Source organism: Qipengyuania gaetbuli (assembly GCF_020524765.1).
GTDB classification, from domain to species: Bacteria; Pseudomonadota; Alphaproteobacteria; order Sphingomonadales; family Sphingomonadaceae; genus Qipengyuania; species Qipengyuania gaetbuli_A.
Genome location: NZ_JAIVLR010000003.1, coordinates 120,057 through 145,292 on the forward strand (window position 1 = coordinate 120,057; position 25,236 = coordinate 145,292).

At 61.1% G+C, this 25,236-nt stretch carries 23 protein-coding genes and 1 tRNA gene; 17 read left to right on the plus strand and 7 right to left on the minus strand.

Going from position 1 to position 25,236, the window contains the following annotated elements:
• Nucleotides 1-87 precede the first annotated feature (87 nt).
• The 5 genes from trpB to LC083_RS13840 all read left to right on the plus strand — a co-directional run bounded on the left by trpB (nucleotide 88) and on the right by LC083_RS13840 (nucleotide 4,753).
• Nucleotides 88-1,302 carry a tryptophan synthase subunit beta gene (gene trpB / locus LC083_RS13820; RefSeq protein ID WP_224830554.1) on the plus strand — a complete coding sequence of 405 codons (1,215 nt, stop codon included), beginning with the start codon at nucleotides 88-90 and terminating at the stop codon, nucleotides 1,300-1,302.
• An 82-nt stretch (nucleotides 1,303-1,384) separates the two neighbouring features.
• The gene (locus LC083_RS13825) at nucleotides 1,385-1,828 is read left to right on the plus strand and encodes a hypothetical protein (RefSeq protein ID WP_226700908.1); all 444 of its coding nucleotides are present in this window, start codon (nucleotides 1,385-1,387) and stop codon (nucleotides 1,826-1,828) included.
• Nucleotides 1,825-2,616, plus strand: a complete 792-nt coding sequence (gene trpA / locus LC083_RS13830; protein WP_226700909.1) for a tryptophan synthase subunit alpha — start codon at nucleotides 1,825-1,827, stop codon at nucleotides 2,614-2,616. Before LC083_RS13825 ends, trpA begins: the two co-directional genes overlap by 4 nt.
• A complete protein-coding gene (gene accD, locus LC083_RS13835) occupies nucleotides 2,613-3,464 on the plus strand; it encodes an acetyl-CoA carboxylase, carboxyltransferase subunit beta (protein ID WP_226700910.1) in 852 nt (283 codons plus the stop codon). Before trpA ends, accD begins: the two co-directional genes overlap by 4 nt.
• An 8-nt stretch (nucleotides 3,465-3,472) precedes the next feature.
• Entirely contained in the window at nucleotides 3,473-4,753 is a 1,281-nt protein-coding gene (locus LC083_RS13840; RefSeq protein ID WP_226700911.1) for a bifunctional folylpolyglutamate synthase/dihydrofolate synthase, read from the plus strand.
• Here the strand turns inward: LC083_RS13840 and LC083_RS13845 are convergent, their stop codons facing one another.
• Nucleotides 4,754-6,493 (minus strand): AmpG family muropeptide MFS transporter, encoded by a 1,740-nt coding sequence (locus tag LC083_RS13845; RefSeq protein WP_226700912.1) that lies wholly within the window; start codon nucleotides 6,491-6,493, stop codon nucleotides 4,754-4,756. It abuts the gene before it with no gap.
• Between the two features lie 71 nt (nucleotides 6,494-6,564).
• On the opposite strand from LC083_RS13845, the gene LC083_RS13850 reads away from it, so the two are divergent.
• From LC083_RS13850 to rsmD, 3 genes are read left to right on the plus strand one after another with little or no spacing between them, the layout of a single operon-like run.
• A complete protein-coding gene (locus LC083_RS13850; protein ID WP_226700913.1) occupies nucleotides 6,565-7,728 on the plus strand; it encodes an aromatic ring-hydroxylating oxygenase subunit alpha in 1,164 nt (387 codons plus the stop codon).
• An 18-nt stretch (nucleotides 7,729-7,746) separates the two neighbouring features.
• Complete coding sequence (locus tag LC083_RS13855) at nucleotides 7,747-8,511, plus strand: pseudouridine synthase (RefSeq protein WP_226700914.1); 765 nt, start codon at nucleotides 7,747-7,749, stop codon at nucleotides 8,509-8,511.
• Nucleotides 8,508-9,053, plus strand: coding sequence for a 16S rRNA (guanine(966)-N(2))-methyltransferase RsmD (gene rsmD / locus LC083_RS13860; protein WP_226700915.1), 546 nt, complete (start codon nucleotides 8,508-8,510; stop codon nucleotides 9,051-9,053). Before LC083_RS13855 ends, rsmD begins: the two co-directional genes overlap by 4 nt.
• A 92-nt stretch (nucleotides 9,054-9,145) precedes the next feature.
• On the opposite strand, the gene LC083_RS13865 is transcribed toward rsmD, so the two are convergent.
• Nucleotides 9,146-9,745 (minus strand): hypothetical protein, encoded by a 600-nt coding sequence (locus LC083_RS13865; RefSeq protein WP_226700916.1) that lies wholly within the window; start codon nucleotides 9,743-9,745, stop codon nucleotides 9,146-9,148.
• A gap of 115 nt (nucleotides 9,746-9,860) precedes the next feature.
• Here LC083_RS13865 and LC083_RS13870 point away from each other — a divergent pair, with 115 nt between their 5' ends.
• Nucleotides 9,861-12,173: an ATP-dependent helicase gene (locus LC083_RS13870; protein WP_413469466.1), complete on the plus strand. Its 2,313-nt coding sequence runs from the start codon at nucleotides 9,861-9,863 to the stop codon at nucleotides 12,171-12,173.
• Here the strand turns inward: LC083_RS13870 and LC083_RS13875 are convergent.
• From LC083_RS13875 to LC083_RS13885, 3 genes are all read right to left on the minus strand, one after another.
• Nucleotides 12,170-12,997: a sterol desaturase family protein gene (locus LC083_RS13875; RefSeq protein ID WP_226700917.1), complete on the minus strand. Its 828-nt coding sequence runs from the start codon at nucleotides 12,995-12,997 to the stop codon at nucleotides 12,170-12,172. The genes LC083_RS13870 and LC083_RS13875 overlap by 4 nt on opposite strands.
• Before the next feature lie 43 nt (nucleotides 12,998-13,040).
• The gene (locus tag LC083_RS13880) at nucleotides 13,041-14,411 is read right to left on the minus strand and encodes a DEAD/DEAH box helicase (RefSeq protein ID WP_226700918.1); all 1,371 of its coding nucleotides are present in this window, start codon (nucleotides 14,409-14,411) and stop codon (nucleotides 13,041-13,043) included.
• A 110-nt stretch (nucleotides 14,412-14,521) separates the two neighbouring features.
• Entirely contained in the window at nucleotides 14,522-15,142 is a 621-nt protein-coding gene (locus tag LC083_RS13885; RefSeq protein WP_226700919.1) for a hypothetical protein, read from the minus strand.
• A 123-nt stretch (nucleotides 15,143-15,265) separates the two neighbouring features.
• Here LC083_RS13885 and LC083_RS13890 point away from each other — a divergent pair, with 123 nt between their 5' ends.
• The 3 genes from LC083_RS13890 (at nucleotide 15,266) to LC083_RS13900 (ending at nucleotide 18,609) form a co-directional block, all read left to right on the plus strand.
• Nucleotides 15,266-16,717, plus strand: a complete 1,452-nt coding sequence (locus LC083_RS13890; RefSeq protein WP_226700920.1) for an FAD-binding oxidoreductase — start codon at nucleotides 15,266-15,268, stop codon at nucleotides 16,715-16,717.
• Between the two features lie 81 nt (nucleotides 16,718-16,798).
• Nucleotides 16,799-17,572, plus strand: coding sequence for a SapC family protein (locus LC083_RS13895; RefSeq protein WP_224830568.1), 774 nt, complete (start codon nucleotides 16,799-16,801; stop codon nucleotides 17,570-17,572).
• A 65-nt stretch (nucleotides 17,573-17,637) separates the two neighbouring features.
• On the plus strand, nucleotides 17,638-18,609 hold the full coding sequence (locus LC083_RS13900) for a M48 family metallopeptidase (protein WP_226700921.1): 972 nt from the start codon (nucleotides 17,638-17,640) through the stop codon (nucleotides 18,607-18,609).
• Between the two features lie 10 nt (nucleotides 18,610-18,619).
• Here the strand turns inward: LC083_RS13900 and LC083_RS13905 are convergent, their stop codons facing one another.
• Nucleotides 18,620-19,543: an N-formylglutamate amidohydrolase gene (locus tag LC083_RS13905; RefSeq protein ID WP_226700922.1), complete on the minus strand. Its 924-nt coding sequence runs from the start codon at nucleotides 19,541-19,543 to the stop codon at nucleotides 18,620-18,622.
• A 112-nt stretch (nucleotides 19,544-19,655) separates the two neighbouring features.
• Between LC083_RS13905 and cpdR the strand changes: the two genes are divergently transcribed.
• The 5 genes from cpdR to LC083_RS14100 all read left to right on the plus strand — a co-directional run bounded on the left by cpdR (nucleotide 19,656) and on the right by LC083_RS14100 (nucleotide 23,221).
• Entirely contained in the window at nucleotides 19,656-20,048 is a 393-nt protein-coding gene (cpdR, locus tag LC083_RS13910) for a cell cycle two-component system response regulator CpdR (RefSeq protein WP_226700923.1), read from the plus strand.
• An 84-nt stretch (nucleotides 20,049-20,132) separates the two neighbouring features.
• Nucleotides 20,133-20,207: transfer RNA gene (locus LC083_RS13915), tRNA-Val, on the plus strand.
• Nucleotides 20,208-20,409: 202 nt separating this feature from the next.
• Nucleotides 20,410-21,462, plus strand: coding sequence for a GDP-mannose 4,6-dehydratase (gmd, locus tag LC083_RS13920; protein WP_226700924.1), 1,053 nt, complete (start codon nucleotides 20,410-20,412; stop codon nucleotides 21,460-21,462).
• A gap of 5 nt (nucleotides 21,463-21,467) precedes the next feature.
• On the plus strand, nucleotides 21,468-22,412 hold the full coding sequence (locus tag LC083_RS13925; RefSeq protein WP_226700925.1) for a GDP-L-fucose synthase family protein: 945 nt from the start codon (nucleotides 21,468-21,470) through the stop codon (nucleotides 22,410-22,412).
• A gap of 158 nt (nucleotides 22,413-22,570) precedes the next feature.
• A complete protein-coding gene (locus LC083_RS14100; protein ID WP_226700926.1) occupies nucleotides 22,571-23,221 on the plus strand; it encodes a sugar transferase in 651 nt (216 codons plus the stop codon).
• A gap of 1,290 nt (nucleotides 23,222-24,511) precedes the next feature.
• Here LC083_RS14100 and LC083_RS13935 read toward each other — a convergent pair.
• A complete protein-coding gene (locus tag LC083_RS13935) occupies nucleotides 24,512-24,730 on the minus strand; it encodes a hypothetical protein (RefSeq protein WP_226700927.1) in 219 nt (72 codons plus the stop codon).
• Nucleotides 24,731-25,236 lie beyond the last annotated feature (506 nt).

Sequence of the window (25,236 nt, forward strand, 5' to 3'; positions counted from 1 at the left end):
GCGGCGCATGGCGAAGCCAGACGCGCTTGTCGAGGGCAAACCAAACCCTCTCTCGACATAGCCCTTTTGCATCGTCATGGAGACCGCATGGTTAGCCAGGCAAATACCTTTCGCAACATGCCGGACGAGCGCGGCCATTTCGGCGATTACGGTGGCCGTTATGTCGCCGAAACGCTGATGCCGCTCGTCCTCGATCTCGAACGCGAATACCGGGCGGCGCAGGCCGATCCGGAATTCCAGCGCCAATTCGACGATCTGCTCGAACATTACGTGGGCCGCCCCTCCCCGCTCTATTTCGCAGAGCGGCTGACAGAGGCGCTCGGCGGCGCGCAGGTCTGGTTCAAGCGAGACGAGCTGAACCACACGGGCGCGCACAAGATCAACAATTGCATCGGGCAGATCCTGCTCGCGATCCGCATGGGCAAGACGCGCATCATCGCGGAAACCGGCGCCGGCCAGCACGGCGTGGCAACCGCCACGGTTTGCGCGCGCTTCGGCCTGCCCTGCGTGGTCTACATGGGCGCAGAAGACGTGCGGCGGCAGTCGCCCAACGTCTTCCGCATGAAGCTGCTCGGCGCAGAAGTCGTGCCCGTCACCAGTGGCCGGGGCACGCTGAAGGATGCGATGAACGAAGGGCTGCGCGACTGGGTCGCGAACGTCCACGACACTTTCTACATCATCGGCACCGCAGCCGGCCCGCACCCCTATCCCGAGCTTGTCCGCGACTTCCAGAGCGTGATCGGCAAGGAAGCGCGCGCGCAGATGCTGGACCGCATCGGCCGCCTTCCCGACCTGCTGGTGGCAGCGATCGGCGGCGGGTCCAACGCGCTCGGCCTGTTCCACCCCTTCCTCGACGATCCGGACGTGAAGATGCTGGGCGTGGAAGCGGCAGGTTACGGCCTCGACGGCGACCAGCACGCGGCCAGCCTCCTCGGCGGCTTTCCCGGCGTGCTTCACGGCAACAAGACCTATCTGCTGCAGGACGACGACGGCCAAATCACTGAGGGCCACTCGATCAGCGCAGGCCTCGATTATCCGGGCATCGGGCCGGAACACGCCTGGCTCAAGGACATGGGCCGCGTGGAATACACCGCCATCACCGATGAAGAGGCGCTCGACGCGTTCCAGCTGCTCTGCCGCACGGAAGGCATCATTCCGGCGCTCGAACCTAGCCACGCCATCGCGGCGGTCGCCAAGCGCGCCAAGGAAATGCCGAAGGACAGCGTGATCCTCGCCAATTTGTGCGGACGCGGAGACAAGGACATCTTCACCGTCGCCGAGAGGCTTGGAGTGGAAATGTGATTGGACAGCTTCGGAAATGAATCCTTGGGGAAGACGGGCTTCCGAGACAGCACTAATTCTGCTGGTGGCCTATGGCGTCTTCGTGCTGATCCACGATGTTGCGACTCCTCCATTGGGTGGTCTCAGTGATCAGGAATTAGCTCAAATCGAGGATAGCAATTTCTGGAGTAATCTTATCGCCATAGCGCTCTTCAGCGCACCCGCTGTTTTCTGGCATATCACAGATTTTTGGCCTCACTCGCGTGCGCGACCCATGATTGTGTCTATCGTTCTTTCTTACAGAACGTTTGTTGGTGTTCTGATCCTCGGTCTAGTCGGTACCGCAGTCGTATTCTCCGGCTGGACTGAAAATTTCTACTGCCGCGATGCTGGGCCAAGCGCTGACGGGAAGTATTTCACTCTTTGCCATCCGCCACTTGCCTATGGGATTGAATTGCTCACCTTCTTGCCGATCCTCACGCTTGTCGGACTGGCAGTGGTTAAGGCTATTGTCGCAGTTTTCGATAAATTCATGAGTAAAAAATGACCCGCCTCTCCAACGCCTTCAACAAGCCCAACCCCGCCCTCGTCTGCTTCATCACTGCAGGCGATGGCGATACAGCGGCCAATCTCGACGCGCTGGTCGAGGGCGGCGCGGACGTAATCGAGCTCGGCATGCCATTCACCGATCCGATGGCGGACGGGCCGGCCATCCAGGCGGCGAACATCCGCTCGCTCAACGCGGGGACGACCACGGCCGACGTGCTGCGGATCGCGCGCAAGTTCCGCGACCGGCACCCCGAGGTTCCGCTCGTGCTCATGGGCTATGCCAACCCGATGATCCGGCGCGGTTCGGACTGGTTCGCCAAGGCGGCCAAGGATGCGGGTATCGACGGCGTGATCTGTGTCGACATCCCGCCCGAAGAAGACGATGCGCTGGGACCGTTCCTTCGCGATGCGGGCATCTCCCCCATCCGCCTCGCCACGCCGACCACCGATGCGAAGCGCCTGCCTCAGGTCCTCGAAGGGTCGTCGGGCTTCCTTTACTACGTGGCCGTGGCCGGCATCACCGGCATGCAGCAAGCAGCAATCGAATCGATCGAAGCCAATGTGAGCCGCATCAAGCGATCCACCGACATCCCCGTGGCTGTCGGTTTCGGCGTCCGCACACCCGAACAGGCGGGTGACATCGCGCGTGTGGCAGACGGTGTGGTCGTGGGTTCCGCTTTGGTCGAACTCGTCGCGGAACACGAGGCGCAGGCACCGGCAAAGCTGCGCGAACTCACCGCAGGGCTTGCCAAGGCGGTCCATTCGGCGGCAAGGGCCAGCGCATGAACTGGTTCACCCGCGTCCGCAATTCGCTCACCTCGCTGTCTAAGCGCAGCACCGACAAGGATCTCTGGGTCAAATGCCCGAGCTGCCAGCAGATGGTGTTCGCTCAGGAATACCAGGAAAACGCCTTCGTCTGCCCCCGCTGCGACCACCACGGCCGCATCGGCGCTGACGAGCGGCTGGCACAGATCCTCGACGAAGGATTCGAGGTGCTTCCGATCCCCGACGTGAAGGAAGACCCGCTCAAGTTCCGCGATACGTCGAAGTATACAGACCGCCTCAAGAAGGCCCGCGCGAAGAGCCCGCACAAGGATGCCTTCCTTGTCGGTTCGGGCGCGATCGAGGGCAAGCCCGCGGTCGTCGGCGTGCAGGACTTCGGCTTCATGGGCGGATCGATGGGCATGGCCGTCGGCACTGCCTTCTGCCAGGGCGCCGAACGCGCGCTGACCCGTCATTGCCCCTACATCGTGGTGACCGCCGCAGGCGGTGCGCGCATGCAGGAAGGCATTCTCAGCCTGATGCAGATGCCCAAGGCGACCGTGATGACCCGCCGCCTCAAGGAAGCGGGCCTGCCCTATATCGTCGTGCTGACCGACCCGACCACGGGCGGTGTGACGGCAAGCTACGCCATGCTCGGCGACGTGCACCTGGCGGAACCGGGCGCGCTGATCGGCTTTGCGGGCCAACGCGTGATCCAGGACACCATCCGCGAGCAATTGCCCGACGGTTTCCAGCGCGCCGAGTACCTGCACAAGCACGGCATGGTCGACATGGTGGTTCACCGCCACGACCTGCGCGATACGCTGGCGACGCTGATCGACTACCTCGCCCCTTCGGCTGAGGCAGCCTGACCCCTTCGATGCGGGATTTCGCCCGCTCCGAAAGCCCGGCGGTGCAGGCCCAGCTCGACCGGCTGGGGCGGTTGAGCGTGCCCGACGGGCGCCTCGGCCTCGACACGATCCGCGCGCTGCTGGACCGCCTCGGCAATCCGCACCGCCGGTTGCCGCCGGTTTTCCACGTCGCCGGGACCAACGGCAAGGGTTCGACCTGCGCCTTCCTGCGCGCCATGCTGGAAGCGGAGGGCTATAAGGTCCACGTCACCACCAGCCCGCATCTGGTGCGCTACAACGAGCGCATCCGCGTGGCGGGCGAACTGATCTCCGACGAGCGGCTCGCGGATCTACTGGCCGAGGTGCTGGATGCGGGCGAAGACCTCAGCCCCAGCTTTTTCGAAGTCACCATCGCCGCAGCCTTCCTGGAATTCGCGCGGGTTCCGGCGGATGCCTGCGTGGTCGAAGTCGGCCTAGGCGGACGCTTCGATGCGACCAATGTGCTCGAACCGGAGGTGCTCGCCGCTTGCGGCATCGCAGCGCTGGGCATCGACCACGAACGCTTCCTGCTCGCACCGGAGGACGGCGTTCCGACCGTGCCTATCGCGCGTATCGCCTTCGAGAAGGCCGGGATTGCCAAACCTGGCGTTCCGCTGGTCACGCTGGATGACAGTCACGTCGCGGCAGCCGAGCAGGCAATCAGGGATGTGGCAGAAGGCGTCGGAGCCCCGCTCCACATGGTCCGTTCCTTCGGCAATGGCAGCATTGGCAGTGATGCATCCGGCTATCCCGAACCCGGCCTTGGCGGCGCGCATCAGGAACGGAACGCAGCCCTCGCCAATGGCATGTTGCGCGCGCAAACGAGGCTGGCGATCGGCGAAGAGGCGATCAGAACCGGCATCGAGACGGCCAGATGGCCCGCACGGATGCAGCGCCTGGGTACAGGCCCGCTGACCGCGCTTGTAGCGGGTCGAAAGGTCTGGCTGGATGGAGGCCACAACCCCAGCGCCGGACTTGCTATTGCGGATGCCTTCTCCGGCCCGCTCCATCTCGTTTTGGGTATGCTGGACAACAAGGACCCGCGCTCGCTGCTAGATGCCCTGGGCGACCGGATCCGCTCGCTTGCGGTGGTCCCGATCCCGGGGCACGCGGCGCACGGGGTGGAGGCCTTCGGCAATGATGCGAAGAGGGCCGACGATGTGGTGGAGGCGCTCTCCGCCCTGCCGGCAGACGGCCATCCCGTGCTCATTGCAGGCTCGCTCTACCTCGCTGGCGAGGTCCTGCGCCTCAATGACGAATTGCCCGACTGATCACTCGGCCGGCAAGCGCTCCCCCGCTTCCGGCGCCACGATGCCCGCAGCCGCCTTGCCGCGGCTCTCGCGGTACCATTCGAAGCACACCAGCACGGCTGCCGCGAGGCCTATCCACGTCGTGAGGATAAAGACGTCGTAATAGCCCTGGTTCTCGATCATCTCGCCCAGCGCGCCGCGGCCAAGCGTGCCCACCAGCAGCGTCAGCGAGGACAGCAGCGCATATTGCACCGCGCTGAACTGCTTCGACACGATCGAGGATAGCCAGGCGATATAGGCCGCACCGGCGATCCCGATGGCGAGGTTCTCAAACCCGATGGTGATGGTCAGCTTGGCAAGCTCCGCATCGCCGATCTCGGGTATCTGCATGATCATGTAGGTGAAGCCGATGGCATCGCTGAAGGCCTGCATGTTCGCACCGCCCACCGCCATGTCGGCGTAAAGCAGGTTGGTCAGCGCGGCGAGGACACCGCCGATCAGCAGGGTCGCCATGCGCCCGATTGTCGTCAGCATGAAGCCGCCCAGTGCAAGGCCGAGGATGATCGCGCCAACGCCGAAGAACTTCGAGGCGAAGGCCACGTCGTCATTCGTGTACTCGAGTTCGCCGAGATAGAACGGATAGGCGAAGGTGCCCCAGATCGCGTCGCAGATGCGATAGGTGAGCACCACGGCGAGGATCAGCACAAGCGACCAGCCCATCCGGCCCACGAACTCCACCAAAGGCAGCACCAGCGCGCGATAGAGATGGTCCATCGCATAGCCGCCGCCCGCCGCAGGTTCCTCGTCTTCGGTCAGCAAATGCCTGCCCCGCCGCTTCTGCGATGCCAGCCAGCCGGCAATGAGCGCAGGAAGGATAATCGTCGCAACGATGATCCACGGGCCGTAAGTCAGCGTGAATTCCGTGGGGTTCGGCCGGTCTTCCGGCGCGAAGGTCATCGACATGATCATGAAGGCCAGCACCGCGCCGATGGCGACCGCCCAGAGCAGTCCGACGAGTGCCAGCGCCCGGCCACGCACGGCTGGCGATAGTTCGCCGGCCTTGCGCAGCGCGCGAACCTGCAACTCGCTTTCGGAAACGACGTCTTCCGCTTCCTCGGCGGCGTTCGGGGCCCACAGGCCGACAAACCCGACTGCCAGCAGGATTGCGCCCATCATCATATAGGTTTCGGGCCAGCCGATACGCGCGGCGATGATCAGGCCGAAAGCCCCGCCGACGAGCGAGGAAAGCCGGTAGCCCATCTGGTAGACGGTGGATAGAATATCGATCGTCGCTTCCTCGTCAGCCACGTCGATACGCCAGGCATTGATCGCAATGTCCTGCGTAGCGCTGGCGAATGCGCCGATACCGGCAAGGAGGCTGAACCAGCCGAGTTGGGTCTTGGGTTCGAGCAGCGCCATGGTGACGAGGATCGTCCCCAGAAGCACTTGTGCCGGTACGATCCATTGCTTGCGCCGGCCAAGCCTGCGCAGGACGGGAATATTGACCTTGTCGATCAGCGGCGACCAGAGGAACTGGAAGGCATAGGCAAGCCCGATGAGCGAGAAGACGCCCATCGTCTCGAGGTCCACCTCGGCTTCCGTAAGCCAGGCGAACAAGGTGCCCAGGAACAGGGCAAAGGGCAGGCCGCTGGCAAAGCCGAACAGCACCATGAAACCCGTTTTCCTGTTCGAGAGCGCCAGCCCCAAGGCACGCCAGGCGGAAATCTTCTTTTTCTTCGCGTCCGCGACCGCTTCGGCCATTCCCTAGCGTCCTTCCTAAATGCGCTATTTTTTGCGACACTAGCGCCCGGAGAGAGAAAGGAACAGAACAGATGGGCGTTCCGACCACAGTGGCGACAGGTCGTCGACCGACCGAGGGAATGCTGCGACTGGCGCAGGATATCGCGAACGATGTGAAGCGCGATACGATCGGCCAGACCACGGTTCCGGCGCACGTCTATACCGACCCCGATTACTGGCACCGCGAGAAGGCCGCGATCTTCGATCGCTTGCCGCAAATCATCTGCCCCAGCGCGCTCGTCCCCGATGCCGGGATGGCAGTGCCGCATGATGCGACTGGTCGCCCGCTGCTGGTCACGCGCGATGCGCAAGGGACCGCCCATGTCTTCCTCAACGTCTGCCGGCACCGCGGGACGCGGCTGGTCGAAGGCAGTGAGGTGCAATGCACGAAGAAGCTCGTCTGCCCATATCACGCCTGGACCTACAGCGTGGACGGCCGCCTCCTCGCCCTGCCCCGCCCCGACACCTTCCCCGATCTCGACAAAGGCTCGATGGGGCTGGTCGAGCTCCCCTCGCTGGAAACCGGCGGCCTGATCTGGTTCTGCCCCAAGGAGGAAACCGCTGACTTCACTTTCGCCCGCAAGCTGGGCGAGGATTTCGATGCACTCGGCATGGGCGAACATGTCCTATTCCGCCGCAAGACCCACGAGGTGAAGGGCAATTGGAAGCTCATCATGGATGCCTTCCTCGAAAGCTATCATGTCACCCGCCTGCACGCGCAAACCATCGGTCCGTTCTTCAAGGACGGCGTGACATCGGGCGACATGGTTGGCCCCCACACCCGCAGCGCTGTCGGGCGGCTGGAGGAGATGGACGGGGTCGACCTCACCGACATGGCCCAGCTTCGCCGGGTGGTGACTTTCGCCTACCAGATGCTGCCGGGCGCGCTCATCATTCCCAGCCCCGACTACATCAATCTCATGGTGATGATGCCGCAGTCGCACGAGCTTACGCTGGTCGAAGACTTCATGCTGATCCCCGAACATCCCAGCACCGACAAGGCGCGCGACCATTGGGAACGCAGCTGGGCGCTGCTCGATGGCGGCGTATTCGCTAGCGAGGATTTCCGTGCCGCCGAACTCGGCCAGCAGGGCCTTGCGACCGGCGTGGTGCCCGAATTGACCCTCGGCACGATGGAAGGCGGCATCCGTCGCTACCACGAGACCGTCGAGGAAGCCTTGCGCGCCGCCAACTGAGCGCCTAACCGCGCGGCTATGTCCGACAACCGACTTCCTGAAGATGGCGACCGCATCGCCAAGCTGCTCGCGCGTGCGGGTGTGGCCAGCCGCCGCGAGGTGGAGCGCATGATTGCCGAGGGGCGCGTGGCGCTCGATGGCAAGGTGCTCGACACGCCGGCAGTGAAGCTCGGCTCGCTCCGCGGTGTGACCGTCGACGGCAAGCCGGTCGAACAGGCAGAGGAAACGCGCCTCTTCGCCTTCCACAAGCCGTCCGGCCTGATCACGGCGGAACGCGACCCCAAGGGGCGCCCGACGATTTACGCCGCCCTGCGCAACGCGCTGCCCCGCAATGCCGGGCGCGTGATGCCGGTCGGCCGCCTCGACTTCAACACCGAGGGGCTCCTGCTGCTCACCAATGACGGCGAGCTTAAGCGGGCGATGGAACTGCCGTCTTCGGGCGTTCCGCGCACCTATCGCGCCCGGGCCTTCGGCGACGTCACGCAGGCGATGCTGGACGAGCTGATCGAAGGCGTGGAGATCGACGGCGTGCGCTACGGCCGGATCGAGGCAGACCTGGAGCGCGGCTCTGGCAAGAACCGCTGGATCGAAATGACGCTGACAGAAGGCAAGAACCGCGAAGTTCGCCGCGTGCTCGAACACCTTGGCCTCAAGGTGAACCGCCTCCTGCGCATTTCGTACGGCCCGTTCGAACTGGCGGACCTGCCGCGCGGCCAGGCCGTGGAAATCCGGCCAGCCGACGTGGAACGTTTCGCCCGCCAGCTCGGCAAGGGTGGCAAATGAGAGTCATCGCTGGCGAATGGCGCGGCCGCAAGCTGGTGGCGCCCAAGGGCGATCTCACCCGCCCGACCGCGGACCGCACCCGCGAAACGTTTTTCAACATGCTCGCCAGCAGGCTCGGAACCTTTGAGGGCCTGTCGGTGCTCGATCTGTTCGCCGGATCGGGCGCGCTCGGTATCGAGGCACTTTCGCGCGGTGCCGCCCATTGCCTGTTCGTCGAGCAGGAAGCCGAGGCGGTGAAGGCTATCCGCACGAATATCGAGGCGCTTGGCGCGCGCAGCCGTACCACCGTCCAGCAAGGCTCGGTGATGAGCCTCGCCCCCGCCAAGGCGGCGCATGATCTCATCCTGCTCGACCCGCCTTACGACACGGGTGCAGGCCAGGTCGCGCTTGACCGGATGCTGCGGCTGGGATGGATCGGTCCGGCAAGCTGGATCGCCCTCGAAACGCACAAGAGCGAGGATATCGAGATCCGCACGCTCGCCATCGAGGCGGAACGCGTCGTGGGCAAGGCCAAGCTTACCCTCCTGCGTCTGGAAGCCTGAACCGCGCAAAAGAAAAGGACGGAACCGCATGTGCGGCCCCGCCCCTTCCAAGCGTCTCCGCCGGATAACCGGCAGGAGCATCTCAATTGGCGTCAGCTTTCCGGACGCGTCGCCGGAAGCGGCTCGTCGATCTCGCTGGCCGGGCGGCCCGGCCAGTATTCGAGCGGGCGGCTCACACCCGGGCCGCGCTTGCCGGCCTCCCAGGCATTGATGCAGTTGTCCTGCGCCTTGTCGGCACAGATGGGCAATTCGCCATCGGGAGCCCGATCGCTTGCCGGCGTGGTCTGGATAACCTCGGTGCGCACGAAACGCGGACCGGTGGTCGCAGCCGAAGCAGAAGTGCGCGCGGCGACAGCAGTGTCGCTCGCGTTGCTCATCTGCGCGGCAACGGCAGTCCATGCCTGTGCGCGCTGTTCCGGGGTCATCTCGTAAATGCGTACCCGCTGGCTATCGTTGAGCACCCACCAGCCGGCGTTCTGCTCAGGCGTAAGCGTCCAGTAGTATTCCTGCACGCCATAGGGCCATGCGTCGTAGGCGACGCGGCGGACTTCGGGCCAACCATCGTACATCACCTGCTGCGCATCGGTCATGACATAGACATTGCCTTCGGCATCGACTGCGACGTCCTGGGCGATCGAAGGCGAAGCGGCCAGCGCAAGCGCGGCGGCTCCGGCGAAAATCAGCTTATTCAAAGCACTTCTCCTGTTTTCTCATTGCACAGACTACGCGAAACAGGCCGCGAATGTTCCGAAAGGCGGCTTTGCAGGCTTGTGTTGCCGCTCTTCGTTCCCTAGCTGTTCCATGACCATGCCGGATTTGCCTGCCCTTCCCAAAACCGAAGAAAACGGCGGAATTCCGCCCTATGCAGCGATGCTGAATGCGCCGCAGCGCGAAGGCGTGCTGACAACGGAAGGCCCCGTGCTGATGCTGGCGGGCGCAGGTACGGGCAAGACCGCGGCGCTTACCGCAAGATTGGCCCATCTAATCGCAACGCGGCGCGCTTGGCCCAGCGAAATCCTCTGCGTCACCTTCACCAACAAGGCGGCGCGCGAAATGCGCGATCGTGTCGGGCGGCATATCGGTGACGCGGTGGAAGGAATGCCGTGGCTCGGCACGTTCCATTCGATCGGTGCCAAGATGCTTCGCCGCCACGCGGAACTGGTGGGGCTCGAAAGCAATTACACCATCCTCGACACGGACGACCAGCTGCGCCTCCTCAAGCAGTTGATCCAGGAACAGGAACTGGACGAAAAGCGCTGGCCCGCCCGTCAGCTGGCCGGCCTGATCGACCGGTGGAAGAACCGCGGCCTCAACCCCGGCGATCTCGATGCGGTCGAGAATGAAGCCTACGCGAATGGCCGCGGGGCGCAGTTCTACAAGCTTTATCAGGAACGGCTGAAGGCACTGAACGCCTGCGATTTCGGCGATTTGCTGCTGCACATGCTCAACATCTACCGCCAGCACCGCGACGTGCTGGCGCAGTACCAGCAGCGGTTCAAATACATCCTCGTGGACGAGTACCAGGACACCAACCAGGTCCAGTACCTGTGGCTGCGTCTGCTGGCACAGGAACGCAAGAATATCTGCGTTGTCGGGGACGACGATCAGTCGATCTATTCCTGGCGCGGTGCCGAGGTGGCCAACATCCTGCGCTTCGAGAAGGATTTTCCGGGCGCTGCCGTGGTCAAGCTGGAGCAGAATTACCGCTCGACCCCGCAAATCCTTGCCGCCGCATCGGGCCTGATCGACGCCAACAGCGAAAGGCTGGGCAAGACGCTCTGGACCGAGCTTCCTGCGGGCGAGAAAGTGCGCGTGGTCGGCGTATGGGATGGCCCGGAAGAAGCACGCCGTGTCGGCGAAGCGATCGAACGGCTGGAGGCTGAGGGCGCACCGCTGGACGAGGTCGCCATCCTCGTGCGCGCTCAGTACCAGACCCGCGAATTCGAAGACCGCTTTATCCAGATCGGCCTCAACTACCGGATCGTCGGCGGTTTCCGGTTCTACGAGCGCGCGGAAATCCGCGACATGCTCGCCTACCTGCGCGTCATTGCCCAGCCGGCCGACGATCTCGCGTTCGAGCGTATCTATAACCAGCCCAAGCGCGGCCTTGGCGCCAAGACACTGGAATCGATGAGACGGCATGCGCGGCGGATACAGGCTCCGCTGGCGGCAGCCTCACTCGACCTTGCCGATAGCGACGAGCTGCCGCCACGGGCGCGCAACACTCTCGTCGGCCTCCTCGGGCAATTCGTACACTGGCGTGAAGAAGCCGAGCGGGTAACGCCGTCTGAACTCCTGCGCCGCGTCGTGACCGAAAGCGGTTACGAGGAAATGCTCCAGAAGGATCGCAGCGCCGAAAGTGCCGGCAGGCTCGAAAACCTGACGGAACTCGCCCGCGCGATGGAAGACTACGAGACGCTGACCGATTTCCTCGAACACGTCGGGCTGGTGATGGACAATGACCGGGCAGACGATGGCGAGAAGGTCACCATCATGACCATGCACGCGGCCAAGGGGCTCGAATTCGACCATGTCTTCCTGCCTGGGTGGGAAGAAGGCGTGTTCCCCAGCCAGCGGGCCATCGACGAAGGCGGTCTCGCCAGTCTCGAGGAAGAACGCCGCCTCGCCTATGTCGCGATCACCCGCGCGAAGCGGCGCTGCACGATTTATCACGCGGCCAACCGGCGCATTTACGGCCAGTGGACCAGTTCCATACCAAGCAGGTTCATCGAGGAACTGCCGCAGGAGCACATCGAAAGCGAAACCACAATGAGCGGCGGCGCCTCGCTCTGGCGAGCGAACTGGTCGGAGCATGAGGATCCCTTCGCCCATGTATCCACCAGCCGACCCGAACGCTCTACCGCGCGGGGTCCCGGATGGCAGCGGGCGATCTCCACGGGATATGACACCGCGCCCAAGCGGCTCGCCGAACCGGGACGGAGCGCGGCCAGTTTCGCCGCCAAGCCGCGCACGGATATCGCGATCGGTGCGCGCGTGTTCCACGACAAGTTCGGCTATGGCTTCGTGACCGACCAGGAAGGCAACAAGCTGACGATCGAGTTCGAGAAAGCAGGCGAAAAGCGCGTCCTCGACAGCTTCGTGAAGCCGGTTTCCGATTAGGCGGCGGCTTCGGTTTCCTCTGCCGCTGGGTCCTTGCGGCGCGTCCAGTAACGCTTTTCGAACGGGCGTAGCAATTCGCCACCCAGGTTCCGCGTACCTTCCGCAATGCCGGTCTCACAATTGAGGTAGGGCGTCGGGTCGCAATAGGATCCGAACATCTTGTCCCAGAGCGCCAACGTGTTGCCGTAATTGGTGCCCATCAGCTCCTCATCACGGATGTGATGCAGGCGATGGGCTGCCGGCGACAGCAGAACCTTGCCGAAGATGCCCAGCGTCCATGGCACATCGCAATGTACGAAGAAGCCCCAGAACGCGATGACGAGACCTGCAAGACCGATCGACCATTCCGGAAGACCGAGGAGCAGCAGGAGCGAGATGTCGACGCATACGCTCAGCAGCTTGCTCAGCGGGTGTTTGCGCTGGACGGACAACCACGACAGCGCCGTATCGGCATGGTGCGTCGCATGAATGCGCCAGAGCAGCGGCGAATGCTCGAAACGGTGGCGCCAATAGACGACGAAATCATACAGCAGGAAGGCGGCCAGGACCGTAAGCGGGGCCGGAAGGGATTCCCAGAAAGGCGCAAAAGTTTCGCCCATTCCCAGTGCTTCGCGGATTGCGCCGCTCGGGAGGGCGAGCAGCGGTGCAAGCAGGACCATATTGATCAGCGCGAGACTGAGGTTGGTCGTGAATTCCTTGCGCGTGCGAACCATGGCATCGAGCAGGCCAATTCGCTTAACAGCAATCGCCAGAGTGCCGAAGAAAAACCCCGCCAGAAGCAGGATATTCAGCGTCGATCGCAAGGGTTCGTAAAAGATTTCCATCACGCCATCCCTGCTACAAGATTGTAGTTAGAGAGACGTTAAGTCAACCGGCAGAAACCTCGAGGAAGCCGGGGACCGGGCCGTTCCATTCGCCGGGCTTGCCACGCTCATCTTCTCGCGCATCGTCACGACGCGGCTTGCGGGCCTTGGCGGGCTTGTCCTCCGCCTTGCGCTCGGGCTTGGGGCGCGCAGGACGTTCCGACCGTTCCGACCGTTCCGGACGATCCTCACGCGCCTTGCGCTCTTCGCGGCGCGGCCGGTCTTCCTCTTTCGAAGGCTCGACCAGTTCGACGCGGACGTCCTTCTTCCCGAAAACGGGGATTTCCTTGCCCGTCAGCTTCTCGACATTGGCAATCGCTTCACCGTCCTCTTCGGCAACGAAAGTGAAGGCGCGCCCCTTTGCCCCTGCACGGCCCGTTCGGCCGATGCGGTGGACATAGTCGTCAGGGTGCCAGGGCGTGTCGAAGTTGAAGACGTGGCTCACGCCCTTGATGTCAAGGCCGCGCGCGGCAACGTCGCTGGCGACGAGGATATTCACCTCGCCCTTCTTGAAGCGGTCCAATTCCTTCAGGCGGCTGGACTGGTCCATGTCGCCATGGATCTCGCTGCTGGCAAAGCCATGGCTCTGCAGGCTTTTGTTGAGCTCGCGCACCGTGGTCTTGCGGTTGGCGAAAATGATCGCGGTTTCGACATGGTCGTGGCGCAGCAGCCAGCGCAGGGTTTCGCGCTTCTGGCGGGACTTCACCGGCACCTTGAAGGCGGTGATGTCCTTGTTGGTGGTTGCCGCACGGCTGACTTCGATGCGCTTCGGGGACTTGAGGAATTTCTTCGCCAGCTTCTCGATCGGCGGCGGCATCGTTGCCGAGAACAGCATCGTCTGGCGGTTTTCCGGCAGCTTGTCGCAAATGAACTCGATGTCGGGGATGAAGCCCATGTCGAGCATGCGGTCGGCTTCGTCGATGACGAGCAGTTCGCAGCCGTTGAGCAGGATCTTGCCGCGCTCGAACAGGTCCATCAGGCGGCCGGGGGTCGCGATGAGGACATCGACGCCCTCGTTCAGTGCCTTGACCTGGTCACCCATCTGAACGCCGCCGATCAGCAGCGCGAGCTTCAGGTCATGGTTCTTGCCGTATTTCTCGAAATTCTCGGCGACCTGCGCCGCCAGCTCGCGCGTCGGCGCAAGGATCAGCGAACGCGGCATCAGCGCGCGGCGGCGGCCGCTTGCCATGATGTCGATCATGGGCAGCACGAAGCTGGCGGTCTTGCCGGTTCCCGTCTGCGCGATACCGATGATGTCCTTCATCATCAGCACGGGCGGAATGGCCTGCGCCTGGATCGGCGTCGGCTCGGTATAGCCTGCGTCGGCTACCGCAGCGAGCAGGTCGGGTGAAAGGCCGAGATCGGCAAAGTTCATGCGCTTGTGAATGCCCCAGTGATTTGGATAGGCAAAAGGGGCCGCCAAAGGCAGCCTCTCTCGGCCGCGCCCTTCGCCGTTTTAGGTCTTCCAGTCAAGGAAAACCCCGATCAATCGTCGGTCTGGATGACCATTTCGCGCAGACGCGAGACTTGGCATTTTGCGCCGGACCGGCTCATCAGGCGATCCCGGTCGACACACAGCATGCCGTCGTCCGACGGTTCCATGTAGAAACCCTGATAGAATTCACGCGGGCTACAGCCCTTTTCCAGCTGGGCGGACAGCGTCCGGCGGTCGCGCAGGAACAGCATCAGCCGGTCGCCGCGCTCGGCAACGCCGCCGATGCGCTTTGCCTCGATGCACTTGGCGAAAGGCCGTTCCACCAGGCGTGGACGCGACGCGGGGGTCGTTTCGGCCATCAGGTTCTGGCGCATCGGGGCCGGTGCCGGCGAAATGCGCAGGATAACCCTGCCCTCGATCCGGACTTGGTTGGCGCCTGCCGGGCGTGGTGCTTCAAGCAGAGGCGACCAGCCCGGTGCAGCGCTCGAAAGCGGCAAAGGACTGATGCTGCGGTCTGCAGTCCGCGATTGCGACCAGGTCTGACCGCTACATATCGGCGCCTCACCCGTTTTCTCCACGACCCGGTCCCCGCCATTCGACAGGGCAAGCGCTATGGGCGCAATCAGGGTGAAGAGATTGGGCATCGGGGCGTCGATAATCCTCGTGACCACGCGAGCGGAATTTCCGGCGTGTGATCACGCCCTGCCCCTCGCCATTTGAATATCGGCTTAATTCCATTGCCGCAGAAGGCAAGTGGTGGCTTTTTCCCCGCCCCCTGTGGCATGGGCGCATCGATGAGCGACAGATACGAAGCCTTCGTCGAAGAAGCGGCCGCATTGCTCGGTCCGCGCGGGTTTACCCGGGATCCGGAACTGGTCGACCCCTGGCTGACCGACTGGCGCGGTCGCTATACCGGTAGAGCTATCGGCCTCGCTTCGCCCGAAAGCACGATCCAGGTGTCCGAATTCGTGCAGCTTTGTGTCCGCCACCGGGTGCCTATCGTCCCGCAAGGGGGCAACAGCGGAATGTCGGGCGGCGCTACGCCGGACGAGAGCGGGAATGCAGTCGTCCTATCGCTGCGCCGGATGAACCGGTTCAGGCATTTCGATCCTTCATCGGCCCAGATTACCTGCGATGCCGGTGTCGTGCTGCAGACCCTCCACGAGGAAGCGGAGAAGAACGGCCTGCGCTTCCCGCTCACGCTCGGAGGAAAAGGCTCTGCCACCATCGGGGGGCTGATTTCCACCAATGCAGGCGGCACGCAGGTGCTGCGCCACGGAACGATGCGCCACCAGGTGCTTGGCCTCGAGGCAGTCCTTGCCGATGGCACCATCCTCGACACGCTGACCCCGCTCAAGAAGGACAATCGCGGCTTCGACCTCAAGCAGTTGCTGATCGGATCGGAAGGGACGCTGGGGATCGTTACTGGCGCGACCCTGCGGCTGCTCCCGCAAACCGGGGGCAGGATCGTCGCTTGGACCGGCCTGCCAAGCTTGCAGCACGCAAGGAAGCTCCTGCTTCGTGTCGAGGCGGAGACCGGTGACACGCTGGAAGGCTTCGAGGTACTACCGGACCATAGCCTGCGCGCTGTGCTCGATCACCTTCCCGATGCACGTGCGCCCCTGGCTGGCGCCCATTCCTGGAACGCGCTGTTCGAACTGGTGGGCAAACCGGGCGAAGAGGCTCAGCTGCGAGAACTCGCCGAAGATGTTCTGGCTGATGCCATGGAACGCGACCTGCTCGAGGATGCAACGATCGCGGCAAACGAAACGCAGGCGGAGGCCTTCTGGCTCATCCGCGACTCCATCGCTCCGGCGGAGCGAGCGATCGGGCCGGCCATGCAACACGACATCTCGGTTCCCGTGGCGCGGATGGCCGATTTCGTCGAGCACGCTTCGCCCGCTGTCGAGCAGAAGTTTCCGGGGACAAGGGCCGTTGCCTTCGGACATCTCGGGGACGGCAATGTCCATTTTCACGTTCTGGCACCGACCGGGGCCGTTCGCGGAGAGTGGGAATCGGGGGATGGGAAAGAGATCAGCGCCTTCGTCCACGATCTCGTCACCGAATGGGGCGGATCGATAAGCGCGGAACACGGCATCGGGCAGATGAAACGCGACGAACTCGGGAGGCTGGGCGACCCGGCCGCGCTGTCGGTCATGCGCGCGGTCAAGCAGGCGCTGGACCCGAACGGATTGCTCAATCCCGGTAAACTCGTACCGCTTGCGAAAGAAGGCGGGACCGCCTAAGCCCCTCGCCGAGGGCGCATGCAGGCCGTTTCGGCCTGTGTTCCACACCCAAAATCATCAACCTGTTTTCGGAGAATTTCCATGGCGAGCGCGCCGCAGCAGCCTCAACTGCCCCTTTTCTTCAACGATCTCATGCCGCTGAACAGCCGCGATCACGCGAACTACAAGTCGCGCACGCTGGACTCGGCTCCGTGGCTGTCCAAGGCGCACGCCATTCCGCTGACCGTCGACGAATTCGTGCAGGCGCAGCGTCACTTCCCGATCGTCTTCTCGACCGGCGACAACCCGCTTCCGCTCGCCCTTATGGGCCTCAATGAAGGCGTAAACACCTTCGTCGATGCCGAAGGCAAGGTGAAGGACCCAGTTTACATACCCGCCTACATCCGTCGCTATCCGTTCATGCTGGCTCGCCTGACCAAGGACAACGACCAGCTGTCGCTGTGCTTCGACCCGACCAGCGAGGCTGTCGGCGAGTTCGAAGAAGGTCGTCCGCTGTTCGAGAACGGCGAATCGACCGATGCGACGAAGCAGATCCTCGATTTCTGCCAGAATTTCGAAGCTGCCGCACAGCGTACGCAGGCCTTCCTGCAGCAGATCAAGGACGCCGACCTCCTCATGGACGGCGAAGTGTCGATCCAGGTCGAAAACAACGACCAGCCGTTCGTTTATCGCGGCTTCAAGATGGTCAACCAGGAAAAGCTCCAGGAACTTCCGGGCGCCAAGCTCGAGGAATTCAACAAGAGCGGCCTGATGATGCTCCTGCACGCACACATGTTCTCGCTCGACAACATGCGCGTCATCTTCGCGCGTCAGGCCGAGCAGGGCTGGAAGCCGACGCCGCTCGCCAACGCCTGAGCCGGCGGCAGGGCAGGAAGTTGCTTCCCGACCTGAATTGGAAGAAATCGTGGCCGGGAACCCTGGTGGTTCTCGGCCACCTTTCGTTGGGGCTGGGTGCCTGTGCGCCTGCAGCGTCTGCCGAACCCGTCTTCGCCCCATCACCGGCGCAAAACCCGCTGGAAATCTTCCAATCCAAGGAGGACGTCCTGTTTCTGACCGGCTACCGGCTCGCAGCGGCAAATGCCGCATATTGCGATGCCGTGAGGCCGAGCGTCGGTATCCTCATCCATGACGCGAAGGCCTATTCGCAGCCCGATGCGGTGCGGACCGCTTTCGGGCTTACCGGGGACATCGGTATCCAGTCGGTAGCGCCGGGCTCGTCGGCAGCCATGGCCGATATCGCCAGGAACGACACCCTTTTGACGATCGACGACCTCGACGTCTCGCAGATCGAGGTGGGCGAAAGGAAGGATTGGGAGCGCGCCAGCGTAATCGCCGATCTGATTGAACAGTCCGCAAAGGACGGCACAGTCACTCTCGGCTGGCGCAAACCCGATGGCCGTGTTTTCGATGCGCAGCTTGCTGCCGAGACCATCTGTGCCAGCCGCTTCGAGTTGCTAAGTGGCAAGGACGGGGCCAGCGCCGATGGAGAGCGTGTTCTGATCGGCGAGGACTTTCCGGGCCTGTCCTATTCGGAATCCGAGTTCGCAGCCCTTCTCGCCCATGAGATGGCGCATAACCTGCTCGGTCACATTCCCTACCTCACGGAAAACGGAAACGGTGGCGGGAGGCTTCGCACGACCGAACGCGATGCCGATCGCCTGATGCCGTGGCTTCTCGTCAATGCCGGCTATGATCCAGCAGCTGCCGCCGACTTCATGCGCCGCTGGGGACCACGCCATGGCGGGTGGATATTCCGCAACCGCTCGCACGATGGCTGGGACGAACGCGTTGAACTGATCGAGGCCGAGTTGCCCGCAATTGCGGCTGTAACCCGCGATGGCCGCGCCGATTGGCGGACACATTTCAGGCCGCTCCTCGACAATAACAAATAGTCTTGACGTCCTACTCGGCAGCCTGCCGGAGGGCGTCGCCGGGACCCATGCCCGCAACCTCTCCCGCAAGCGCATTGACCAGCCCTGCAATGATGCGTGCCATGCGAGGAAGCCTGGCGCTCGGCTGATCCAGGCGCGCATCGAGATAGGTCGAACGGCAGACTTCGAGCTGCAAGGCGTGAATTCCGCGGCGCGGCGCCCCATGCCGATCCAGGACATATCCGCCCGAGTAAGGCCTATTGTGGGTTGCCGCCCTCCCCGCCGACGCGAAGTAGTTGAGCGCCCGCGCAGACAGCGCGCCGTCGCAGCTGGTGCCGAACCGGTCTCCGATCACGAATTCAGGCTGGGCACCCCCATGCAGCCTGCGCGGCAGGGGCGGCATCGAATGTAGGTCGACAAGTACGGCCGCGCCCCACCTGTCCCGCAGCCTCTCCAGAGTGCGGCCTAGCGCCGCATGGTATGGGCGGTGAACCGTCTCGATCCTACGATCGAGTTCGCTTCTCTCGAGTGGCTGCTTCCAGATTTCCCCGAGCCCGGGCAGCCTGCGCGGAACAAGGCCGAGCCCGCTGCGTGCACGGCGATTGGCGAGCGAATGCACATTCTTGCGTGGTTTGGCCCCCATGATCATCGACCAGTCGACATCGTCGGGAGCGCGGTTGAGATCGATAATCGCGCGCGGCGTGTGCGCGACAAGCAGCGCAGCCCCCGTCAGTTCCGCAACCTGGCGCGCAAGTTCGTCCGCGAACCTGTCCTCCAGACGGATTATGCAATCGGGATCCCGGAGAGTGTCCCGCAATCCATCCGGATAGGCACGACCACCATGAGGGGCTGACAACAGTATCGGTACCGGGAACTCTTCGCCGGCCGTCAGCGTAAAAGGTGCCTTCGGGCCGTTCGAATCGATACCTGCCTGGCCATTGTCGCTCGACGTCATGACGTCAGGAATGGCGCGTTGTCTTAGGCAAGTCAAAACCGGCTGCGTCATTGAGGGACACCGCCTCAACCGGCACAAGATTTGTTAAGCGATTTGGGTTAGGAAGCGCAGCATGAGTGAGCCGAACCACAAGCGAATCCTGCTCGCCGAGGATGACGATGCCATGCGCACCTACCTCGAGCGCGCGCTCGACAACGCCGGGTACATCGTCGACTCGGTCGACCGCGGCACCAAGGCGGTTCCGCTACTCGAGGAAGGCGATTACGACCTTCTCCTCTCCGATATTGTCATGCCGGAAATGGACGGGATCGAACTGGCCCAGCGCTGCAACGAGATCAGCCCTGCGACGAAGGTGATGTTCATCACGGGCTTCGCGGCCGTCACGCTCAAGGCGAGCGCCGAGCAGCCGCATGCAAAGGTGCTTTCCAAGCCGTTCCACCTCCGCGACCTGGTTTTCGAGGTCGAGCGGGTACTTGGCGGACAGGTCAGCGCTCAGCTTTTGTAATTTGCACAGATTTGCCCCTTGCGCGGCCCGAGCGGCCTCGCTAATGGGCGCGCCTGCCGTCCAAAACGGCACGTTCGATAGCGTGGGCGTATAGCTCAGTGGTAGAGCACTATGTTGACATCGTAGGGGTCCCAAGTTCGAACCTTGGTACGCCCACCATCGAACCCCTCTCCGAAATGACTGATCCCGCCCGATAGGGCTCCAGGAATTTCCGCACGGCGGAAAATCCACCGATTTCGGGGAAATTCCCAACAATCCGACGCTACGAGGTTGCCTTGATGGCAATCGTTTCACATGGCACTCGTAGATGTAATCGCGGAAGCCCGAGGAACGGGATCGTGAAAACCGAAAGGGTCGGAACTTGGCGAAACGCGCTCTGATAACCGGTGTTACCGGGCAGGATGGCGCTTATCTCGCACGACTCCTGCTGGCCAAGGGTTACGAGGTGCACGGCGTCAAACGGCGTTCGTCCTCCTTCAACACGGGGCGGATCGAGGACATCTACCAGGATCCGCACGCGCCCGATCCCAAGTTGATCCTGCATTACGGCGATATGACGGATGCGACGAACCTCATCCGCATTATGCAGGAAGTCCAGCCGGACGAAATCTACAATCTTGCCGCCCAGAGCCACGTTCTGGTCAGTTTCGAGACGCCCGAATATTCCTCCAACGCGGACGCTTTGGGCACACTCCGCATGCTGGAGGCAATTCGCATTCTAGGCCTCGAGAACAAGAGCCGGTTTTTCCAAGCCTCGACCAGCGAACTATACGGTCTCGCATCGGAAAAGCCGCAAGACGAAAGTACACCGTTCCGGCCACGTAGCCCCTATGCCGTCGCGAAACTCTATGCCTACTGGATCACGGTCAATTACCGTGAAGCCTATGGCATTCACGCATCCAACGGCATTGCTTTCAATCACGAAAGCCCGCTGCGCGGAGAAACCTTCGTCACCCGCAAGATTACGCGCGCAGCAGCGGCCATCGCGCTTGGCAAGCAGGACAAGCTGTTCCTCGGCAATCTGAATGCCCGCCGCGACTGGGGTCACGCCCGCGAATATGTCGAGGGAATGTGGCGCATGCTGCAACAGGATACGCCGGACGACTATGTCCTGGCGACCGGTGTGACGACCCAGGTTCGCGATTTCGTACGCTGGGCGTTCGAGGATGCGGGCATACCGATCGAATTCGTTGGCGAAGGCCTGGACGAAAGAGGCGTTAGCATCGCGGATGGCCGGACGCTGGTCGAAATCGACCCGAGGTATTTCCGTCCCACCGAAGTCGATGTCCTCATCGGTGATGCCGGCAAGGCAAGGGAAAAGCTCTGCTGGGAGGCGACTACCACGGTTCGCGAACTGGCACGGGAGATGGTGCAGGCCGACCTCGATCTGATCCGCGGCCCAAAGGGCGGCTGACGGCCATGGCAAGTTCCAGCTTCTCGCTTGAGGGTCGCAGGGTTTTCGTGTCCGGGCATCGCGGGATGGTCGGATCGGCCCTCGTCAGGCGGCTTGAACGCGAGAAGTGCGAAATCCTCATTGCCGACAGGTCGATCGATCTCCGGGTCCAGGCATCGGTAGAGGAATGGTTTGCCGCTAACCGGCCCGAAGCGGTTTTCGTGGCGGCAGCAAAGGTCGGCGGCATTGGCGCCAACCAAAGCCAGCCGGGCCAGTTTCTCTACGACAATCTGGCGATCGCGACGAACTCGATAGAGGCTGCTCGCAAGTTCGAGGTCAGCAAGCTGCTCTTCCTTGGCTCTTCCTGCATCTATCCACGCGATGCAACGCAGCCGATCGTCGAGGAAAGCCTGCTGACAGGCCCTCTCGAACCGACGAACGAATGGTACGCCATTGCCAAGATCGCTGGCGTCAAACTTTGCCAGGCCTATCGCAGGGAGTACGGGTGCGACTTCATTAGCGTCATGCCGACCAACCTTTATGGTCCGGGCGATACCTACGATTTAGCGAAAAGCCACGTAGTCCCCGCCCTGATCATGAAAGCGCTGGCGGCAAAAGCGCAGGATGCTGAACGAATGGAAGTCTGGGGCTCCGGAGAAGCTCTGCGGGAATTCATGCATGTCGACGATCTAGCCGACGCCTGCGTATTCCTCATGAATAGCTATTCGTCCGCAGAACCCATCAACGTCGGTTCTGGAGAAGAGGTAACTATCGCAGCCCTAGCCGCAATGATAGCCGATATTGTCGGTTATGCAGGCCCTCTATTGTTCGACCACTCGATGCCAAACGGTCCAGCGCGGAAGCATCTAAATTCAGAAGCAATCCAGCGCCTGGGCTGGAGATCAAAAATTTCCCTCGAACGCGGACTTCGCACGACTGTCCAAAATTTAAACAAAAATGATATACTCTAACAATTACAAATCGGGTAATGCGTGTTCATTAATTTCAAATTATTTATACGAATATTTACTTGTTCAAAAACGTAATATCATATTAACTAGATTTATTCCCCAATTATATTCTACGTTTCCATATTACACTATAAATATGAGCGCATTGATTGATATATATGGCAAAGGAACCTTCTTACGAACCGGAAGATGGGAAAATTTTCCCTTTCCTAAGATATCGACAGAGGATTTTAAAGAGAGCCATCGATATTGTCGCCGCAACTTGCGCTATAATAATCGCCCTACCAATCATCATATTGGTAGCAATATTGATAAGGCTGGATAGCCAAGGACCGATTTTTTTCGCACAAACTCGAGTTGGTTACCTAAATCGTCCGTTCACAATTTTTAAATTTCGAACAGTTTATTCAAGGTTCTCGGATCCACTCGGAGTAATTTCGTTACAGCCAAATGACCATAGAGTGACTCGCGTAGGCAGATTGCTGCGCGGGTTGCATCTCGACGAATTACCACAATTACTCAATGTCATTCGCGGAGATATGAGCCTTGTCGGCCCCCGCCCCCACACATTGGGTTCGTCAATAAATGGGGTACCATTCTTTTTGATCGTCGAAAATTATTGGCATCGGCACACAGTGAGGCCGGGAATTGTTGGCTTAGCCCAGATGGATGGCTATCGCGGCCCCGTCCCTTCCGTTGAACATCTTAAGCGGCGCATCAACCTCGACTTAGAGTATATCCGAGATTGGTCGATCACGAGAGATTTTATGATAATATTTCGCACAATTATAAATATAATAATAGAATGATATTGCGACATTTCGACCGCCCTCTTTGCCGCAAAAATCGCGCAAACCGCCCTTATTTTGATTATTTATTTTTAATTATCGGCTTTTAATAGAAAATTATAAAAATATGCTTTCGGTAAGAATGACGTGACGCCCTGCAAAAACTCTTGGTTGCTGAAGAATTCCGAACCTAGTTGAAGGACGGAGAATAGGCCAAACGAGCTTCGTGAACAGCAGATCATCAATACGTTTAGGAGAACGTAAGTAGCGAGCGGCGAGCGATATCATCGCTGCCGATCGCAAGGGCGCGTGAGGTAAACGTGCTGGTCAGGCGTCCTCGCAAGCCGAGAAAAACCATGCCCAGCGTTTGGCATCACTGACAAGCCCCCCCCCCACGTCGAGTAGTGAGATTCGCGCGTGAAGACATTATATCCCCCATGAAGGACCGAGGCATGACCGAAATAGTTGGAGCGTCGATGGTCACATGGAAGAGGAGCGCCTCAATAGGACGCTATTCTGAACGCTCACCCATTGGGGAGCCCGAGTCACGGTCAAAGTTGGGGCTACAGCGGGAAGTACTCACATCCATTCCTTCGCCGCGCAACACCGGCAGAATACTGTAACTACCGGAACTAATCGCCCGCAACGCCACTCTCTCCGAGCTTAGCGATAAAGCCTCGCTCTTCAACAGTGACCATGCGCGACTGGATTCTCCGGATTTAGTCCCAAGTCATGGAAGACGGCGGGCGCGTAACAAAGAACCTTGTTACACACTCCGATTGGGATCATTCACCTTCGCTCCTCGCCGAGCAATCACGAAGAGCAGCGACGGCCAGAACACCGTGTTGAGAATGTCCAGCCAATGTTCGGAATATGAAATAGGAGGCCCAGGACGCAGTATATCAAGAACTTCGTTGCCGGCCGCGAAGAACCAAACTAGCCCAACGGGGATGAGTGAACGCATGCGCCTACGGAATAATAGTGCCGTCGAGACAAAAATAGCCAAACCGACATGGATGTGGAGCAAATTTTCTGGAGCACCCGAGCCTTCCAAAAGCCACTCCTTAGCCTGTCCGTACTCGACCAAGTAGTTTCTCATGATTGATGCTGGCGCTCGTGTGGTGCGAAAAGTTAAATAAAAAGCAGCCTGCTCGATGACAGAAATTATTCAAGCAGATTGGCAAAACGATCAATGAAAGACCTGCAGAAAATCATGACCGGCCCCAAAGCGATGCAGGCCTAAAAACACGCTGCCAAAAAAAAGGCCGACTTAGATTTCTCCAAGCCGGCCCAAAACTTACGACTGTTAGCTTAGATGCTTACAGGCAGATCATCTTCATCATCATCGGTAGCGACAATGATACCAGCAATCACAGCAGCGGCTGCAAGGATGGCAATGATGACCGACGACCCACCGATCTCAGCCTTAGCCTGAGTCGGCTCGGACGCCCGAACAGCTTCATTAGCGGATGCCACCACGGGAGTAGCAGCCATCGCAAGAGCTGCAACGGGAAGCAGAATTTTCTTCATTATTCAATCTCCTAGCTTCTGAATCATCAGGCACCTAACGCCGAAAGGCGCGACCTGCAATATCAAACCAACGTATATCTAACATTCTCGGATGAAGCAACTGTTAAGACGATATACTTATTGGGCGTACAAACCACAACACCTCTCAGATCTCGATTCAAGACCAATCGTGCCTGGGCCTACATCCCCCAACAGGTGAGCCCAATGAATTGTTCCAACAATGCCATGCGCAGCTGCGCAGGACCTACATCATGAAAACTACTGAAGAATCAGCCCTGCGGATAGCTGACTCACCAGACCATTCACTTGCAACGCAGTGTTCCGCAAATTCCGCAATCTCTGGGAAAACGTGAGAGCATGTCGCCTACAATCCCCATAGGTTTAAGATGACCGGCCCCCACTGAGTGGTCCGCGTTGATTGTTAGTGCAGAACCGCCTCTGACGCCATGGCTGTCCGTAGGTGGAGCGTAGCGTAGCCGGAGGGCAGCCATGGCGGTGTCGCCGTT